The following is a 16,099-nucleotide window of genomic DNA, read 5'->3' on the forward strand; positions in this document are numbered from 1 at the left end:
TCCAAAAAGAAGTCTAAGCATACAATCTCAGACTTCTATCGTTTTATTTGATCAATTCATAAATAGCTTCGGCATAGATTGCTGCTGCTCGGAAGAGATCATCCAAGGCGATAAATTCATTGGCTTGGTGCATGGTGTCAATTGAGTCTGGGAACATGGCACCATAGGCAACACCTCGTTCTAGCAAGCGACCAAAGGTTCCACCACCGATAACTTGCTCGTGACCTTTAAGACCAGTTTGTTTTTCATAAACATTCAACAAGGTTTGCACAAGTGGATCTTCCATTGGCACATAGTGAGGCGTGTGACCGTGCTCAGAAAGGCTAACAGAAGCAACTGGCAAGTTTTCAAGGATTGACTTGATTTGTTCTGGACTTGTTCCTTTTGGATAGCGGATGTTAAGGGCAATGGTATTGTCAGAACTTGTTTCATCAAAACGGAATACACCAGCATTCATAGAAAGAGCACCCATCTTTTCATCCACATGAGCAATCTTGAGATTTTCACCCTCATGGTCGTTCAAGAGAATTTTACCAGCGATGTCAAGGTAGTCTTTGGCTGGACCAGCAAAGTCAAACTGGCTGAGGAAGAGAGCTAGGTAAGTCGCGCCATTGACACCTGAAGCAGGCATGGCACCATGGGCAGATTTACCAATGATGGTCACCTTGTATTGGCCAGCTTCTTCTTGAATTTCTCCTCTGAGTTTGTGTTCTGCAACAAAGGTGTCTAGTTTAGCTTGCAAGTCAGCCAAATCACCTGAAACGACTGCTGTTGCTGATTCAGGTACCATATTTTCACGCAAACCACCTGTGAAGCTGTGAAGACGGGCAACACCTGCATTTTCACCTGCAAAGTGGAGGTATTCCGTGATATTTCCTTTTTCACCATTGATGATAGGGAATTCAGCGTCTGGAGAGAAACCGAAGTCTGGCTTCGCAAGTCCTACGTGCTCGAAGTAGTAGTCCATATCTGCCCAACCTGATTCTTCGTCTGTTCCGACGATGAAACGAACTTTCTTAGAAGTTGGAAGACCCAATTCTTTGATGATTTTCAAACCATAGTAACAAGCTGTTGTAGGACCCTTATCGTCAGAAGCTCCACGCGCATAAAGACGACCGTCTTTGATAGTTGGTGTGTAAGGGTCTGTGTCCCAACCGCTACCAGCTGGAACCACGTCCATGTGGGCAAAGATACCGAGAACTTCTTCTCCATCACCAAACTCAAAATGTCCTGCGTAGTTGTCAACATTTTTAGTTGGATAGCCATCACGGTCTGCGATTTCAAGGAATTTTTCCAAGGCTTTTACTGGACCAGGTCCAAATGGATGTTCAGCATCAACCTTGCTGTCATCACGTTCTGAGTTGATTTCCAAAAGGCTAAACAAGTCAGCCAAGAGGTCTTCTTTGCGTTTTTCTACTTCTGCTGTAAAATCAATTGCTGTCATTTTTTCTTCTTTCTATCTTTTCTCGATGATTTCATCTACTGGCAAGCGGTAGCTTGGTTCCAATTTTTCGTCTGTGTAACCCACTGTAATCAAGAGTTCTGGGCGGAAGCGGTCTTCGATTTTCAAAACTTCGTTGACTTTTGATTTGTCAAAACCAAGAATCAGATTTGATCCGATTCCTTGGTCTGTAAGAGCGAGAACCAAGTTCATAGCAACCAAACCTGCATTGAGGGCTAGGTAGTCGCTGACTTGTTGCTCACTGTAACGGGCAAATTCCGCAGGTAAATTTTTCATAAAGTATTGAAGTTGCTCTTCAGAAAAGTTATTAGCACCACCAACACGAGCGATCTTACGAGCACGTTTAGCCAAATCTGTGTCTGTAAACAAGGCAATAGTTACAGGCGCTGATGATACCTGTTCAAAGTTTGAACCGTAAGCCAATTTTGCTAGTTCGGCATTTTTCTCACGCACCACTACAAATTTCCATGGCTGGCTGTTGTGGGCACTTGGTGCCAAGGTTGCAATTTCGATAGCCGTACGCACATCTTTTGGATCAACCGGCTTATCAGTGAAATGCTTAGGCGCATGACGTTTTTTGTTTAATTCAAGAAATTTCATAATCGATTTCCTTTTCTAATTCTACTGCTTCCATTCTACCATAATTTGAAAGAGGTTGCAGAGATTTTTCGTAGAGACAAACTGGAACAAGGATAAGCAACTGAATGAAGAAAATCATTTAAATCAGGAATCCCCTCATCCAGTTCCAATTAATTTTCAGTTACTTAAAGAAACTAGTCTATCTTATATTCTGACTTTATAGCCTCCAAGAAATTCTTCACATCTTCTACATACCCATGCTTTTCTATTAAGCTTGCTAATAGTTCCAGATTGTGCCCCTGATAGTTGTCTTCTCGTCGTAGCTCTTCATACATTTCGATAAAAGGAAGCCCCTTGAATTTGGCCAACTCCAACTCCGCTTCATAGTCATAAGCAACTTTACGAAATAGGATATTTACCAATTCCCCATCTTCAACTTCTATCACGGCATACTGGGCACGGTGATTTTTTAACGCCTCCCAATTAAAATAGGGCATGCCAATCGACCCTGGATTGATGATTTGTTGCCCTTGACTGCCGTAACGAAGCAACTGCTTGTGGACATGACCATAGACTGCCACGTCCGTTTCCTCATCTAGCAGTTGGTCAAATTTTTCTGTATCATTCCCAACCAGTAGATCCCCACCATAGTTTTTGTCAGGTAAATTATGAGAGATAGAAAAGCGCAGCCCCTCAACTTCTTTCTTTTCCAGCAAAGGCAAGCTTCGTAGCCAGACAATCGTTGCAGGATCCATTCGCTCCATCAAAAACTGAGTCATTCGCATTGACTGGATTTCTTGTGGATCTTCCAAACCGTATTCACCATCCAAGGCCTCAAGGACACAATCATCCCAATTGCCTCGAACACTGGCTGTGATAGGAAGGTCCTTTAGCAGGGCTACCAAGTCACTTGCACCTGGACCGGGAAGAAAAATATCTCCCAGAAGCCAGTATTCACTGACTCCTTGATTTTTAGCATCTGCAATCACTGCTTCTAAAGCTGTCGTATTTCCATGAATATCTGATAAAATTGCGATTTTATAATTCATTGTGTTCTCCTTCTGTTTGATAATCTACTTGTTCTTCCGCAACTTGAGCTAAGGCTTCTGCTTCCTGCGGGTTCAACTTCCTCTGCACAGCCTCTGCTACTGCTCTTGGTACTCCAACTTCGACAATCTCATCCACACTGGCTTCCTTGATTTTGGTCAGAGACTTGAAATGCTTCATAAGATTTTGCTTGCGTTTAGGTCCCAGCCCTTCAATTCCATCCAATTGTGATGAAAAGGAGTTCTTAGAGCGCAGTTGGCGATGGAAAGTGATAGCAAAGCGGTGCACCTCATCTTGGATGCGTTGGAGAAGGAAAAATTCCTGAGAATTGCGAGACAACTCCACCACCTCAAGCGGATCTCCAAAGAGCAATTCATGAGTTTGGTGCTTATCATTCTTTTGCAGCCCAGCAATTGGAATATCCAAGCCTAGTTCATCTTGGATGACTTGTTTAGCAATATTGACTTGACCTTGTCCCCCATCAATCACAATCAAATCTGGCGGCGTCAAACCCTCACGTTGAACTCGACCATAGCGTCTACGGATAACCTCACGCATACTAGCATAGTCGTCTGGTCCAACCACAGTCTTGATTTTGTACTTACGATAATCTTTTTTACTTGGTTTGCCGTTGACAAAGACCACCATAGCCGAAACAGGGCTAGTCCCCATGATGTTGGAGTTATCGAAGGACTCGATACGGACTGGGGTCGGGATTTGGAGCAAACTTCCTAGATTTTCAATAGCTCCTTGGGTCTTTTCGACTGATTTCTCTAGCAGATTGAACTTCTGTTCCAGACTAACACGAGCATTCTTTATAGCCAAATTGACCAGTTGCTTTTTCTCTCCACGCTGGGGTTTGACAATCTTGGTGTCTACCAAAGCCTTGACAGCTTCTTCGTCAATATCCTGCGGAATCAGCACCTCATTGGGAACTAGATGAGATTTTTCTTGATAGAATTGTCCTACATAGGTTAGAAAGTCCTCATCCGGATCATTGTAATAGGGAAAGAGATTGACATCCCGCTCAATGAGTTTTCCCTGACGGACAAAGAAAACCTGGACACACATCCAGCCCTTGTCCACATAGTAGCCAAAGACATCCCGATTTTGGAGATCCTTGGCCATAACCCGTTGCTTGGTTCGAAGCGTTCCAATGGCCTGAATTAGGTCACGGTATTCCGCCGCACGTTCAAATTCCATAGTCTGAGCTGCCGCTGCCATTTTTCCCTTTAGGTCATCAATGATTTTGTTATCCTGCCCTTTCAGAAAATCAGAAACCTCCTGAGCCATGGACTTGAAATAAGCCTCATCTTTATTACATATGGTGTGGGCCATACACTGGCCGATATGGTAATAAAAGCAAACCTTAGACGGTGGATTGGTACACTTGCGAAAAGGGAAAATCCGATCCAACAACCGCTTGATTTCATTGGCTGCTCCCACATCTGGATAAGGTCCAAAGTAGAGACCTCCGTCCTTTTTGACCTGTCGGGTGATAATCAAGCGAGGATAGCGCTCATTGGTGATTTTGATGAAAGGATAGGACTTATCATCCTTGAGCATGATATTGTACTTGGGCTTGTTTTCCTTGATCAGGTTGATTTCTAGGAGAAGTGCCTCAATATTAGACTCAGTAACGATAAATTCAAAATCTACAATTTCAGACACCAAGGCCTCTGTTTTGGTATCATGACTTCCACGGAAATAAGACCTCACGCGATTACGCAGATTTTTAGCCTTTCCTACATAGATAATGGTACCGTTTTTATCCTTGTGAATGTAGCAACCAGGGCTGGTCGGCAAGAGTTCTAGTTTTGATTTAATCAAGTTATTCATAGTTCCATTATAGCAAAAAAGTAGGGAAAGATTGTTCCCTACTCACTAGTCTCATATATTTTTCGAAGGTTTGCAACATCCACTTCCTGGATACCATAAAAGGAACCCGCAGGTTGCATGACAGACTTTTCATCTGTATGGTCCAAGCCAATCGCATGACCCAACTCATGTTCTGCCGTATGGACAATGCGCTCATAGGAATAGCCATAGTTAGGATTGGACAGATAATAGTGATTCAACCGTACCGTGACAGACAAGAATTGCCCCGTCAAGAGATTGGTCTGACTTTCTGCCTCTCCTGCCACAGGAGTACCTCCGTCATTCATCTCCGTAGCCAAGATATCTGCCTTGCTGGCCTCAGTCACGATTTCAAAATTAAAAGCACCCGTTTGATTCCAATTCTGAATCGCTTCTACATAAGCTTCTTGAAAGCGTGAATCCATCTGCGGATCTAGGTAAATACGAGCAGAAGCCTGCGGCCACCTTCCTTCAGAGTGTTGGTGGCTATCTGTCTGGTTCAACTTAGGCAGTTGCCCTGTTTTTTCCCATTGGTCGATACTTTGTTGACCAATTTTTACTGACCGCTCTGCTTGCTTTAGCGCTCCTTGAAAATCACCGTTCAGATACCAGAGAAGACCGAAAGCAAGAGCACATAAGAGCACGACTATCCAAACCAGGCGCCAAAACAAACGCCACACAAAAGAAAAGAAAGCCCCTATCAAACGAAAAATCCAGCGCATGTCCCTCCACCTTTCTAGCAAATGAAGACTATTTTACTAAAACAAGCTGAAAGAAAGCTAAAGACCGATTTTCTTATCTTAGCGTCCTAATATTTTTTTAAGTAACTGAATAGCTTTATATTTTATGGGAGATGGATAATAACGGAAAGTTCCTGCTTTACGTACAATATAACCATTAAAATTTTGTTTAAAACGTAAAACACCATCACTACCATCAAAAATCCCTTGAATACCTAGGAAGTTGTATTGATGGATATTTCGTTGCATTGTCTGCTTCATCGCATGATATTGAAGTAAAAATGGAGCTGAGAACTTCTGATACTCTGCGTACGACCCCCCAAATAAGTAGGTTGCCTCTGTATTTGTGTAGATTATTAAAGCACAAGCTAGAGCAACATTGCTAGACTCACTATCCAAACTAGTTAGAAAATCTTTTTTCTTTTGCAAAGCTTGGTATTGCTGGTGAAATTGTTTCGACTTCTTGTCAAGACTAGCCATCTTCACATTTAAAGCATCTATAGACTGTTGCGGATTGACTTCAGCAATTAGAAAATCCGCCCTATCTCCAAACATATCATACAATTTAATGTAATAATCTAAATTCTTATCCTCAAAACCTTGTCTTTTACCTGTTTCTTCGATAATTTTTTTGAATATTGGAATTTCTTCCCGTTCTGCATTTCGAACAAGAAGATTAAAATCAAAAGCTGATTGAATGTTGCGAATACTATTTTTATTAAAAGATTTCAATAAGGAAACAGCATCATAATCTTGCAAATCTTTGATGTAATGCCAGCTGACTTCTCCATTAGGATACCCTGTCGTCAATCCATCAAATTGATAACCTAAATCAGTTAAACCTTGAATAATACTTTTTTTCTCAGCATCTATTGGATTACCTTCACTATCAAAAGTTTGATAAGTTTCATAAGGTTTTACAAGCAACTCTAATACACCATTTTGCTTGGCATATTCTTTTAACTCCGCATAAAAAACTGGAAGAGCATCTTGTTGGGTATAAATCGGCCCCGAATTGAGCTCCATATGCAGACCACCCAGCATGGGCAAGCTATAAACCAGAGCTGCAACTTGAATCTCTCCTTCTTGTTTCAAAGCAAGATAAACAATTCGAGCCCCTCTTTTTTCTAACAAGTCCCCCATCTGAACAGATTGCATAAAGGAACGAGAAGAAACCTGATCAGAATAAGCCTGAAACTCTTCTTTCATGAGTGTAGTTAGTGCCATATACTTACTTTCTATGTTTTTTTCTTAATGTTTTACGGAAATCAAGAGCAAGTCTTAACAGAGGATAGAGAGGATGGGTAGGCATTGTAAATTCACCCAAGTATTCTTCAATCGTTGGATTAAAATTAGCTTTAAAACGATAGAGTCCACCATCTAAAGCATTCTCGACGCCTCCTAAATTTTGCCATAAAATGCCACGTTCAAAGGAATATTGAGCTGTCTCATACCAAGTCAAAATAGGGGCTTTATATCGTCTAAAATCTTCATCCATTCCTGCGTATAGATTGACAGAAGTTTGTCCGAATTCTAAAGTCAAGGTAGCCGCTAAAGGAACTCTTGCTTGACCTGCATCTATATATTCCTGCAAGAAGGTCAATTCCTCTAACAAACGTTCTTTTTCCTTCTTCTGCGCTTCTACTTTTGAAGTTCGAGTCGACTCAGTAAAGGTCTCTTCCAAGGCTCTGTTTTTCGCTAACTGTTCTTCTAATTCTTGCGAACGTTTAGAAACATCCAAGGTTGCCAAGGTGATATAGGCCTTGTCCTTAAAATTATCTAACAACTTTTTATAATAGGCTTCATTCCTCAAATGAATCTCTTTCCGCTTCTCGGTTTTTTTCATCAAAAAGGAAAAAGACTCCAATAATTCAGTTCCACCAAATTGAATCTCTACCCCCTTATTCCGTGCTGTTCGAATAGCCTGTTTTGTTGACTTGGAAAGTTTATCTTCTTCAAAATTTTCCTTGTATATTTTCGCCTGAATACGAGGTTGAATGGTGTCTCCCATTTCCTCTGTTTTTCCTGACCACCTTACTCCCATTTGTTGCAAACTATCAATAATAGCCAGATTTTCAGGAAATTCTGTTTTTTCCTGATTAATTAAACTTTGAGACAGGCAAATACTTGGGTCAAAAGTCACAAAAATAGCTCTCTTACTGCGAGCATAAGACTTAATGGACTGAATGACAAAACTCAAGAGTTCTGTATCTCCATAATCCAATATGGGTCCTCTTGGGACGTAAAACATTTTATAGCCTAGCGGAAGAGTTCTAATCAAAATACTAGCTGTCGCCAGTAATTTTTCTTCCCTGTAAACACCAAACTTCTCATGTTGCCAATCAGACTTAACTTCTTCCCAAGCACTACTTTGTAATACATTGCCTAATTCATGGTCTTTGACAAACTGATCATATTCTAATGCGGGAATGCCAATTTGATAACGATACATCTCTTACTCTCTTTCCAACAATAATAGAATTTAACTACTATTCTACTATTTTTGTTTAGAAAGTCTAGTAAAAACATATTTTAGTTTCTATTCCATAGAAGACATGGTTATTGAAAGAGTAACACAAACTAAGCTAGCTTAATCTCTCTTCTAATTTGAAATCGATTGGTAGGGTTGCTAAGAACCGTTCCAATTGTTTTTCCCAGTAGTACCATTCGTGAGTTCCAGCACTATGGCTATAGGTCACATCAAATCCCAGTTTTTTGAGATTTTTCACTGCGAGATTATTGGCTTCGTACAAGAAATCCTGCTCGCCACACCAAGCCCAAAGTTTGGTCTTTTTATCCGATTTTTTAGCCAGACTTTCAAGAGAATAAGGACTAGCTGTCCAGTCTTTAATCTCTCCAAAAACACCTCTCCAATAAGCTGGTGTTCCCAAATCTTGGCTCTCAGGAGAAAAATCTTGAAAGCTAAGAGCACCTGAAAAACTAGCTGCATGAGAAAAACGATTTGTAGCAAGAGCCAATTTGAAACAGCCGTAGCCTCCCATAGAGAGACCAGCGATAAAGGCCTTTTCACGCTTGCTGGTCATGTTAGGGAAGAAGCGTTTCAAAACCTGTGGCAATTCCTCTGCTAGAGCTGTGTAATAGTCAAAACCATACTGGGTATCGGTGTACCAACCGTTGCTGGTATTGGGCATGACAACGATGAGATTGCTTCCTCGAAGCAAGCGTTCTACATTGGTCCGCTTGAGCCAACTATTTTGATTGCCAGACATCCCGTGCAAGAGGTACAAGACGGGAATATCTTGACACTCTGGTTCTTCAACTCGATTGGCATCAGGATAGAGGACATTCACTCCCCACTCCATATCCAAAACTTCTGAGTAATACTCAATTTTCATTACTGCCATAATTTTTCCTCTATTTTTCTATAAGAAAAAGCCGAAACTCGACTTTCTCTCTGTTTATTTCAACGATTATTTTGCTTCCATGACTACTGGTAGAATGGCTGGACGACGTTTGGTTTGGTCAAAGAGATACTTGGTCAGATTATCACGAACCTTCCCTTTGAGATCTGCCCAGTCAAAGTCATCTCCTTGCAGATAGTCTTCTACCGTTTGGTTAATCAATTCTGAACTTTCACGGAGAATATCGCGACTCTTCTTGAGATAAACAAATCCACGCGTGTGAACACGAGCCTTGGCCACAATTTTCTTCTCACGACGATTAACGGTAATTGCTACGATGAAAATACCGTCCTCTGACAAGACCTTACGGTCACGAAGAACCACATTTCCAACATCCCCAATGGCATTTCCATCAATCAAGACATCCCCTGCTGAAACCGCTCCAGCTGGGACAAAGTCTCCATTCTCATAAGCCATGCTGGTTCCCTTTTTAGGAATGAAAATGCGTTCTGGCAGCATCCCGACGGCCATAGCAGCCTTAGCATGGGCATCCAACTCACGGTATTCTCCTTGAATCGGGAAGAGATACTTGGGTTGCAAGAGATTGATCATCAGCTGCAAATCACGCGCATTTCCATGCCCTGACACACGCAAGCTTTGAGTGATCAGTTTGACAACCCCTCCAGCTTGGTAAATCATGTTTTCCACACGCGCAACGAAGGCTTCTTTAGCAATAGACGGAGCCGTAGCAATATAGACCAGGTCCCCATCCTTGATTTCTACATAACGATGGCGACCAATCGACATCTTACGAAGTCCATTGATAGGTTCACCCATACGACCTGTCTCAAGAATAATCAACTCATGGTCTTCAAAGCGAGACATATCTTTCGGCTTAATCAAGAGAATTTCGTTGGCTAAAGACAACTTCTTGAGACGAATCGCTGTGCGGACGATATTTTCAATATCAAATCCTGTCAAGACAATACGTCGACCTGTTTTATCCGCAGCATCAAAAATCTGCTGGATACGAGAAAGGTTACTGGAAACAGCTGCAACGATGATACGACCTTCCCAGTCAGCAATGGTTTGGGTAATTTCATCCCTAACTTCACTTTCACTAGCCACCTGAATATTGCTGTCCGCATTGGCCGAATCACTGAGGAGAGCCAGGACGCCGTCACGACCGATTTCTGCCAAACGAGCGAAGTCTGTCGCATAGGATTCACTAGCTGTCTGGTCAAATTTGAAGTCACCTGTATAAACGATGCTACCTTCAGCTGTCTTCAAGACAATTCCCAGGCTCTCTGGAACGGAGTAAGTCGTAGGGAAGAAGGAAACCACTGTCCCACCAAAATCAATCTCCGTATTCTCATCAATGACATGGAAATCATTAAATTCCTTAACGGCATCATTTCCTTTGACAAAGAGTTTGGCCAACTCAATGGTCAACTCAGACCCAAATACAGGAACTTTAGCCTCTGTCAAGAGATAAGGCAGAGCACCAATGGCATCCGCATGCCCGTGGGTCAAGAAAACCCCAGCAATACGGTCGCTATTTTCAAAAAGGTAATCCATCTTTGGAATCACCACATCAACCCCTAATTGTTCATTTTCGGGATATTTTAACCCTACATTCAAAACAAAAATGGACTCTCCAATTTCAGCAATGTACATATTTTTCCCATTTTCACGTACACCACCAAGTGTTGTTAAACTAATATTACTCATTTTTCCTCCAAAATCTTAGTTTATCTTGATTATAGGGTTACTTACCCTTTTATTCTAAAAGCACTATTACTTTTAGCCGAATCTTTTCCTACTATTATACCATTTTTTTGATGATTTTCAAAATGAAGGTTTCCAGTTAAAGAACTATAAATAACTCTTCTCAAATGCACAAACAAGTGAGAACTACAAGCTCCTCAAAAGAATGTTTTCTGACTAGCTTCCTGTCACTCTTCAAATCTTTCCGCGACATTGAATAGCACTTCGCAGTCACAGTAGGCTCCATTTGTTTCTAAAAAGTCTCTAACTGTTTCGACATCCACATTGTGCTCTTCTAGAAATGTTTGTGTTAATAAAAAATCGTCTTGACAAGCTTGATATTCAAGCTCTACATCCAAAAAGTCAAACAAGTCAAAAAAGAGCTCCCTTGACAGGGGCAAACTTTCTTCGAATTTTTGTCTTTCTTGCTTTTTATAGTCCGCTCGTAATCTCTTTTTCTTCAGCTTATCCATTTGACACCTCTAGGATTTCCTTTGACCAGTTTATCTGCCAACTGACCAGTTTATCTGCCAACTAGTCCTCTTTCCTCATTATAACACAAAACCGACTCCAATTGGAGCTTATTCATGAATATAAAAAGAGTCAGCAAACCAACTCTTTCTATCTCTATTCACTTTTTTCCATTAAGAAATCATAGATTTCCTGAACTGTTCCAAGAGCCATCATTTCTTGATCTTTAACAGTTTGTTTGAGATTTTGGTAAATCTGACTTTCTCCGATTTCCCGCTTTGGCGCCTCTTTATTCACTGTCATGACCCCATCTTTGATCGTCACAAAGCCTAGCTCTTCAAATACTTGAATCATCTTGACTAGCAAGATTTGTTGAATATTAAGATAAGTAGCCAAATCTTTCAGTTTGTAGCGAATATCAAACTCTGGAAACTGATAGATTGTCTTGTACAATTTGGCAAACTGCTCTCTAGTCCCATACCCTGTCAGATAGTAGGCCTTGTCAATATCATTTTTGAAATAGACAGCAGAGAAATTCTGTTCCTGAAAAATGGTCTTCAACAGAGTAATATCCTCAGGAACGGTTTTTAAGATAACAGCTTCACTATCCGCCAGATTTGGCAGTTCTCCAGCAAAATCCAAGACTGGAACTCCTTCTGGCAAGACTGCATTCTTCCCACGGATGTTAAAAAGTTGAACACCCTCGACACGCGCATCCACCATCATCAACTGCAAGGCAGTTTGACCATTCCATTGGTTGACAGACAATTTGACTGCCAGCTCTAGATTCTTGGTTTGAGCAAATTCTGTTGCCCATCTACCTTGTCCAAAGGCCACCACTTCAAAACTAGCCTCACCCTTGGTAATTTTTAACTTGAGATGAGCATTGCCTGCCCCCATAGTACGGGCACTTTCGACCTGAAAATCCTTTATATAAAAGACAGGTTTCTGATTGTCCATGCCAAAAGGTGCCAAACGTTCAAAACTTTTGACCGTTTCCAAGCTAAGTGTCTCCAAATCCAGCTCTTCATCTAGATTTAACTTGTTCTTGCCAGCAGCATCTGCCCCTTTTTCACGAACATAATCTTCCAAGACTTGAGATAAATCTGAAAGTTTCTCCACTTCCAGCGTCATCCCAGCTGCGCCAGCATGACCGCCAAAGGCGATGAAGAGGTCTCGATGAGGATCCAGAGCCTCAAAAATATCGACCGCTTCCACACTACGAGCACTGCCCTTGGCACGACCGTTCTCTATATTGAGAACGATGACTGTCTGCCCTAATTCTTCCAACAAACGACCAGCGACGATTCCTAGAACCCCAGGATTCCAGCCTTCCTTGGCCAAGACTTGGACCTTCTTCTCAGGGTCCACCATGGTCTTAGCTTCTTCATAGATAGACTGGACGATTTCCTTGCGCTCTTCGTTTTTCTGATGAATCATAAGGGCAATCTCGTGAGCTTCCTCGTCGTCAAATCCAGTCAGCAAATCAATGGCAGGATTGGGATCATCCAAGCGGCCCAAGGCATTCAAACGAGGGGCAATCTGGAAACCAACCGTTTCTTCTGTTACTTCGTTGGCGGCAATCCCAGCCATATCCAGCATTTCTTGTAAACCAATGCGCTGAGTATGTCCCAACATTTCCAGACCATACTGAACCAAGATACGATTCTCATCTGTCAAACTCACCATATCCGCAATGGTACCAATAGCAACCAAATCCAGTAGTTCCACTTGCACTTCTTCTAAAAGGGCACAAGCCAGCTTGAAGGCCACTCCACAACCAGCCAAATATTTAAAAGGATAGTCCGCATCTGGATGTTCAGGGTGAACGATGGCATAGGCATCAGGCAGGGTTTCAGGCATGGAATGGTGGTCAGTCACAATGACATCCACTCCCATAGACTGGGCCAATTCAATGGCTTCGTGACCAGCAACCCCATTATCCACCGTCACAATCAAGGAAATTCCTTCTTGCTCGATAAAGTATTTATAAACACTGGCATTAGGTCCATAGCCATCAGTAAAACGATTAGGTAAGTAAACACGGCATTCGGCGCCAAGCTGTTCCAAACTTTCCTTAACAATAGAAGCCGAAGTCATACCATCCGCATCATAATCACCGTAAACGAGGATATTTTCCCCTTCTTCAATGGCCTGACGAATCCGTTCTACTGCCTTGTCCATATCATGGAGTAAATAAGGGTCGTGCAAGTCCTCCAAGGAAGGTTCCAAAAACTTCTTCAGACTCTCTTCGTCCTGAATCCCTCTTTCAAATAATAACCGAGCCACCTCAGGACCCAGTCCAGCCTTCTTGGCTATCTTTGTAAAATCCGCATCTTCAACCTGCGGGGCAAACTGCCATTCATAAGTAGGTGTTATCAAAAAGACATCCACTCTTTCTAAGAATTCTATCGCTTCATTATAACATGATTTAGGCTTTTTCTCTATCCAGATTGCTTTTTTATAAAATTTTAGTGAATTTTTTCAGATATGATTTGACAAGACAAATTTTTTGGTGTAGAATCATGTTATAAAATCTAACACAAAGGAGATTCCTTATGGCTTTAGTAGAATTTGAACACGTCGAAAAATATTACGGAGACTACCACGCACTCCGCGACATCAATCTCCGTTTTGAAAAAGGGCAAGTCGTTGTCCTCCTAGGCCCTTCTGGTTCTGGAAAATCAACTCTTATCCGCACTATCAATGGTTTGGAGGCTGTTGATAAGGGAAGCCTTCTAGTAAATGGTCACCAAGTTGCTGGTGCCAGCCAGAAAGATTTGGTGCCTCTTCGCAAGGAAGTAGGCATGGTTTTCCAACATTTTAACCTCTATCCGCATAAAACAGTGTTAGAAAACGTAACACTAGCACCCATAAAAGTTCTAGGAATTGATAAAAAAGAAGCTGAAAAAACAGCTCAAAAATATCTGGAATTTGTAAATATGTGGGACAAGAAAGATTCTTATCCAGCCATGCTTTCTGGTGGACAAAAACAACGGATTGCCATCGCTCGTGGTCTTGCCATGCATCCTGAACTCCTCCTATTTGATGAACCAACATCTGCCCTAGACCCTGAAACCATCGGCGATGTTCTGGCAGTTATGCAAAAATTGGCCCACGATGGTATGAATATGATTGTCGTTACCCATGAAATGGGCTTCGCCCGTGAAGTTGCCGACCGCATCATCTTTATGGCTGACGGAGAAGTTTTAGTGGATACGACAGATGTTGATGACTTTTTCGACAATCCAAGCGAACCTCGTGCTCAACAATTCCTCAGCAAAATCATCAACCACGAAAGTGACAAAGTCAAATAAGGAGGCGCCTATGAAAAAGAAATTCTTTTTATCCGCATTAGTGATTAGCCTTTTCGGCCTTGCTGCTGCAAAACCAGTTCAGGCTGATACCAGTGTCGCAGACATTCAAAAGAGAGGCGAGCTGGTTGTTGGTGTGAAACAAGACGTTCCCAATTTCGGTTACAAGGATCCCAAGACAGGGACCTATTCTGGTATCGAAACGGACTTGGCCAAGATGGTAGCTGATGAACTCAAGGTCAAGATTCGCTATGTGCCGGTTACAGCACAAACCCGTGGCCCCCTTCTAGATAACGAACAGGTCGATATGGATATCGCGACCTTTACCATCACAGATGAACGCAAAAAACTCTACAACTTCACCAGCCCTTACTACACAGATGCCTCTGGCTTTTTGGTCAATAAATCTGCCAAAATCAAAAGCATCGAGGACCTAAACGGCAAAACCATCGGAGTTGCCCAAGGTTCCATTACTCAACGTCTGATTACCGAACTGGGTAAAAAGAAAGGCTTGACCTTTAAATTCGTCGAACTTGGTTCCTACCCAGAATTGATTACTTCCCTACATGCTCACCGTATTGATGCCTTTTCCGTTGACCGTTCTATCCTATCTGGTTACATCAGTAAACGGACAGAATTGCTTGATGATAGTTTCAAGCCATCTGACTACGGTATCGTTACCAAGAAATCAAATAAAGAGCTCAACGACTATCTCGATAACTTGGTCACCAAATGGAGCAAGGACGGCAGTTTACAAAAACTTTATGACCGTTACAAGCTCAAACCATCTAGCCATTCCGCAGAATAAGGAGGACACCCCATGACAGATTTATCATCTTGGACAGCCTATTTTCAGGATTTTGGACAATTTTTCAATGGTTTCCTCTTCACCCTTGCCCTAGCAATTGGATCCTTTATCCTCGCCATGGTTTTGGGCATCTTCTTCGGAGCTATGTCAACCAGTAAACGTCCAATTTTGCGCATTTTAGCTCGTATCTTTGTCGAGTTTTACCAAAACACTCCCCTCTTGGTACAGTTTGTTATCGTTTTTTATGGTTTGCCTCTTATTAGTGACCATATCATCATGATTCCGATTTATTGGACGGCTGTACTCTGCGTGGGACTCTATCACGGTGCCTATATCGCTGAGGTAATTCGTTCAGGAATTCAGTCTATTCCTAGCGGTCAGATGGAGGCTGCCTTGTCGCAAGGTTTTACCTATATCAGTGCTATGCGTTTGATTATCTTGCCTCAGGCCTTTCGTATCATTCTCCCTCCTTTGACCAACCAAATTGTTAACCTCATCAAAAACACTTCTACAGTCGCTATTATCTCTGGAGTGGACTTGATGTTTGTGACCAAGTCTTGGTCGGCACTTAACGGAAACTACATTCCAGCATTTTTAGGTGCTGCCCTTCTCTACTTTTCTCTTTGCTTTCCTGTTGCCCAGTTTGGTCGCAAGATGGAGCAAGCCAACAAAAAAGCCTATTCACTTTAGGA

14 protein-coding genes are annotated in these 16,099 nt (G+C 42.0%); 3 read left to right on the forward strand and 11 right to left on the reverse strand.

What is annotated here, in order from left to right; all coding sequences use genetic code 11:
- Nucleotides 1-43: 43 nt before the first annotated feature.
- The 11 genes from pepV to recJ all read right to left on the reverse strand — a co-directional run bounded on the left by pepV (nt 44) and on the right by recJ (nt 13,667).
- Nucleotides 44-1,444 (reverse strand): dipeptidase PepV, encoded by a 1,401-nt coding sequence (gene pepV / locus MK480_RS07960; protein WP_261011276.1) that lies wholly within the window; start codon nt 1,442-1,444, stop codon nt 44-46.
- Nucleotides 1,445-1,456: 12 nt separating this feature from the next.
- Complete coding sequence (locus MK480_RS07965; RefSeq protein ID WP_049492407.1) at nt 1,457-2,062, reverse strand: nitroreductase family protein; 606 nt, start codon at nt 2,060-2,062, stop codon at nt 1,457-1,459.
- Between the two features lie 173 nt (nt 2,063-2,235).
- On the reverse strand, nt 2,236-3,090 hold the full coding sequence (locus MK480_RS07970; RefSeq protein WP_084925732.1) for a metallophosphoesterase family protein: 855 nt from the start codon (nt 3,088-3,090) through the stop codon (nt 2,236-2,238).
- Nucleotides 3,080-4,927 (reverse strand): excinuclease ABC subunit UvrC, encoded by a 1,848-nt coding sequence (gene uvrC / locus MK480_RS07975; protein WP_070482891.1) that lies wholly within the window; start codon nt 4,925-4,927, stop codon nt 3,080-3,082. The genes MK480_RS07970 and uvrC overlap by 11 nt, the downstream gene beginning before the upstream one ends.
- Nucleotides 4,928-4,965: 38 nt before the next feature.
- Nucleotides 4,966-5,667 carry a M57 family metalloprotease gene (locus MK480_RS07980; protein ID WP_070482894.1) on the reverse strand — a complete coding sequence of 234 codons (702 nt, stop codon included), beginning with the start codon at nt 5,665-5,667 and terminating at the stop codon, nt 4,966-4,968.
- Nucleotides 5,668-5,745: 78 nt separating this feature from the next.
- A complete protein-coding gene (locus MK480_RS07985; protein ID WP_268707494.1) occupies nt 5,746-6,912 on the reverse strand; it encodes an aminoacyltransferase in 1,167 nt (388 codons plus the stop codon).
- Nucleotides 6,913-6,916: 4 nt separating this feature from the next.
- Nucleotides 6,917-8,137 carry a peptidoglycan bridge formation alanyltransferase MurM gene (locus tag MK480_RS07990; protein ID WP_261029134.1) on the reverse strand — a complete coding sequence of 407 codons (1,221 nt, stop codon included), beginning with the start codon at nt 8,135-8,137 and terminating at the stop codon, nt 6,917-6,919.
- A gap of 133 nt (nt 8,138-8,270) precedes the next feature.
- The gene (locus MK480_RS07995; protein ID WP_268707495.1) at nt 8,271-9,050 is read right to left on the reverse strand and encodes an alpha/beta hydrolase; all 780 of its coding nucleotides are present in this window, start codon (nt 9,048-9,050) and stop codon (nt 8,271-8,273) included.
- 66 nt (nt 9,051-9,116) lie between these two features.
- The gene (locus MK480_RS08000) at nt 9,117-10,778 is read right to left on the reverse strand and encodes a ribonuclease J (protein ID WP_084886691.1); all 1,662 of its coding nucleotides are present in this window, start codon (nt 10,776-10,778) and stop codon (nt 9,117-9,119) included.
- Between the two features lie 224 nt (nt 10,779-11,002).
- A complete protein-coding gene (locus MK480_RS08005; RefSeq protein WP_084925724.1) occupies nt 11,003-11,287 on the reverse strand; it encodes a DUF2695 domain-containing protein in 285 nt (94 codons plus the stop codon).
- Nucleotides 11,288-11,441: 154 nt separating this feature from the next.
- A complete protein-coding gene (gene recJ, locus MK480_RS08010) occupies nt 11,442-13,667 on the reverse strand; it encodes a single-stranded-DNA-specific exonuclease RecJ (protein WP_153210553.1) in 2,226 nt (741 codons plus the stop codon).
- A 176-nt stretch (nt 13,668-13,843) separates the two neighbouring features.
- On the opposite strand from recJ, the gene MK480_RS08015 reads away from it, so the two are divergent.
- Genes MK480_RS08015 through MK480_RS08025 form a run of 3 tightly spaced genes read left to right on the forward strand, consistent with a single transcriptional unit; the run spans nt 13,844 to nt 16,097 of the window.
- Complete coding sequence (locus MK480_RS08015) at nt 13,844-14,602, forward strand: amino acid ABC transporter ATP-binding protein (protein WP_001229569.1); 759 nt, start codon at nt 13,844-13,846, stop codon at nt 14,600-14,602.
- Between the two features lie 10 nt (nt 14,603-14,612).
- The gene (locus tag MK480_RS08020) at nt 14,613-15,407 is read left to right on the forward strand and encodes a transporter substrate-binding domain-containing protein (protein ID WP_080890747.1); all 795 of its coding nucleotides are present in this window, start codon (nt 14,613-14,615) and stop codon (nt 15,405-15,407) included.
- 12 nt (nt 15,408-15,419) lie between these two features.
- A complete protein-coding gene (locus tag MK480_RS08025; RefSeq protein WP_000131137.1) occupies nt 15,420-16,097 on the forward strand; it encodes an amino acid ABC transporter permease in 678 nt (225 codons plus the stop codon).
- The last annotated feature ends 2 nt before the right edge of the window (nt 16,098-16,099 follow it).

The sequence above is a fragment of the Streptococcus mitis genome (assembly GCF_026782895.1).
Lineage (GTDB): Bacteria > Bacillota > Bacilli > Lactobacillales > Streptococcaceae > Streptococcus > Streptococcus mitis_CB.

What these genes read in the sequence shown, in the direction of transcription:
- pepV (WP_261011276.1), bottom strand. Translation starts at nt 1,444, where the DNA reads ATGACAGCAATTGATTTTACAGCAGAAGTAGAAAAACGCAAAGAAGAC.
- MK480_RS07965 (WP_049492407.1), bottom strand. Translation starts at nt 2,062, where the DNA reads ATGAAATTTCTTGAATTAAACAAAAAACGTCATGCGCCTAAGCATTTC.
- MK480_RS07970 (WP_084925732.1), bottom strand. Translation starts at nt 3,090, where the DNA reads ATGAATTATAAAATCGCAATTTTATCAGATATTCATGGAAATACGACA.
- uvrC (WP_070482891.1), bottom strand. Translation starts at nt 4,927, where the DNA reads ATGAATAACTTGATTAAATCAAAACTAGAACTCTTGCCGACCAGCCCT.
- MK480_RS07980 (WP_070482894.1), bottom strand. Translation starts at nt 5,667, where the DNA reads ATGCGCTGGATTTTTCGTTTGATAGGGGCTTTCTTTTCTTTTGTGTGG.
- MK480_RS07985 (WP_268707494.1), bottom strand. Translation starts at nt 6,912, where the DNA reads ATGGCACTAACTACACTCATGAAAGAAGAGTTTCAGGCTTATTCTGAT.
- MK480_RS07990 (WP_261029134.1), bottom strand. Translation starts at nt 8,137, where the DNA reads ATGTATCGTTATCAAATTGGCATTCCCGCATTAGAATATGATCAGTTT.
- MK480_RS07995 (WP_268707495.1), bottom strand. Translation starts at nt 9,050, where the DNA reads ATGGCAGTAATGAAAATTGAGTATTACTCAGAAGTTTTGGATATGGAG.
- MK480_RS08000 (WP_084886691.1), bottom strand. Translation starts at nt 10,778, where the DNA reads ATGAGTAATATTAGTTTAACAACACTTGGTGGTGTACGTGAAAATGGG.
- MK480_RS08005 (WP_084925724.1), bottom strand. Translation starts at nt 11,287, where the DNA reads ATGGATAAGCTGAAGAAAAAGAGATTACGAGCGGACTATAAAAAGCAA.
- MK480_RS08015 (WP_001229569.1), top strand. Translation starts at nt 13,844, where the DNA reads ATGGCTTTAGTAGAATTTGAACACGTCGAAAAATATTACGGAGACTAC.
- MK480_RS08020 (WP_080890747.1), top strand. Translation starts at nt 14,613, where the DNA reads ATGAAAAAGAAATTCTTTTTATCCGCATTAGTGATTAGCCTTTTCGGC.
- MK480_RS08025 (WP_000131137.1), top strand. Translation starts at nt 15,420, where the DNA reads ATGACAGATTTATCATCTTGGACAGCCTATTTTCAGGATTTTGGACAA.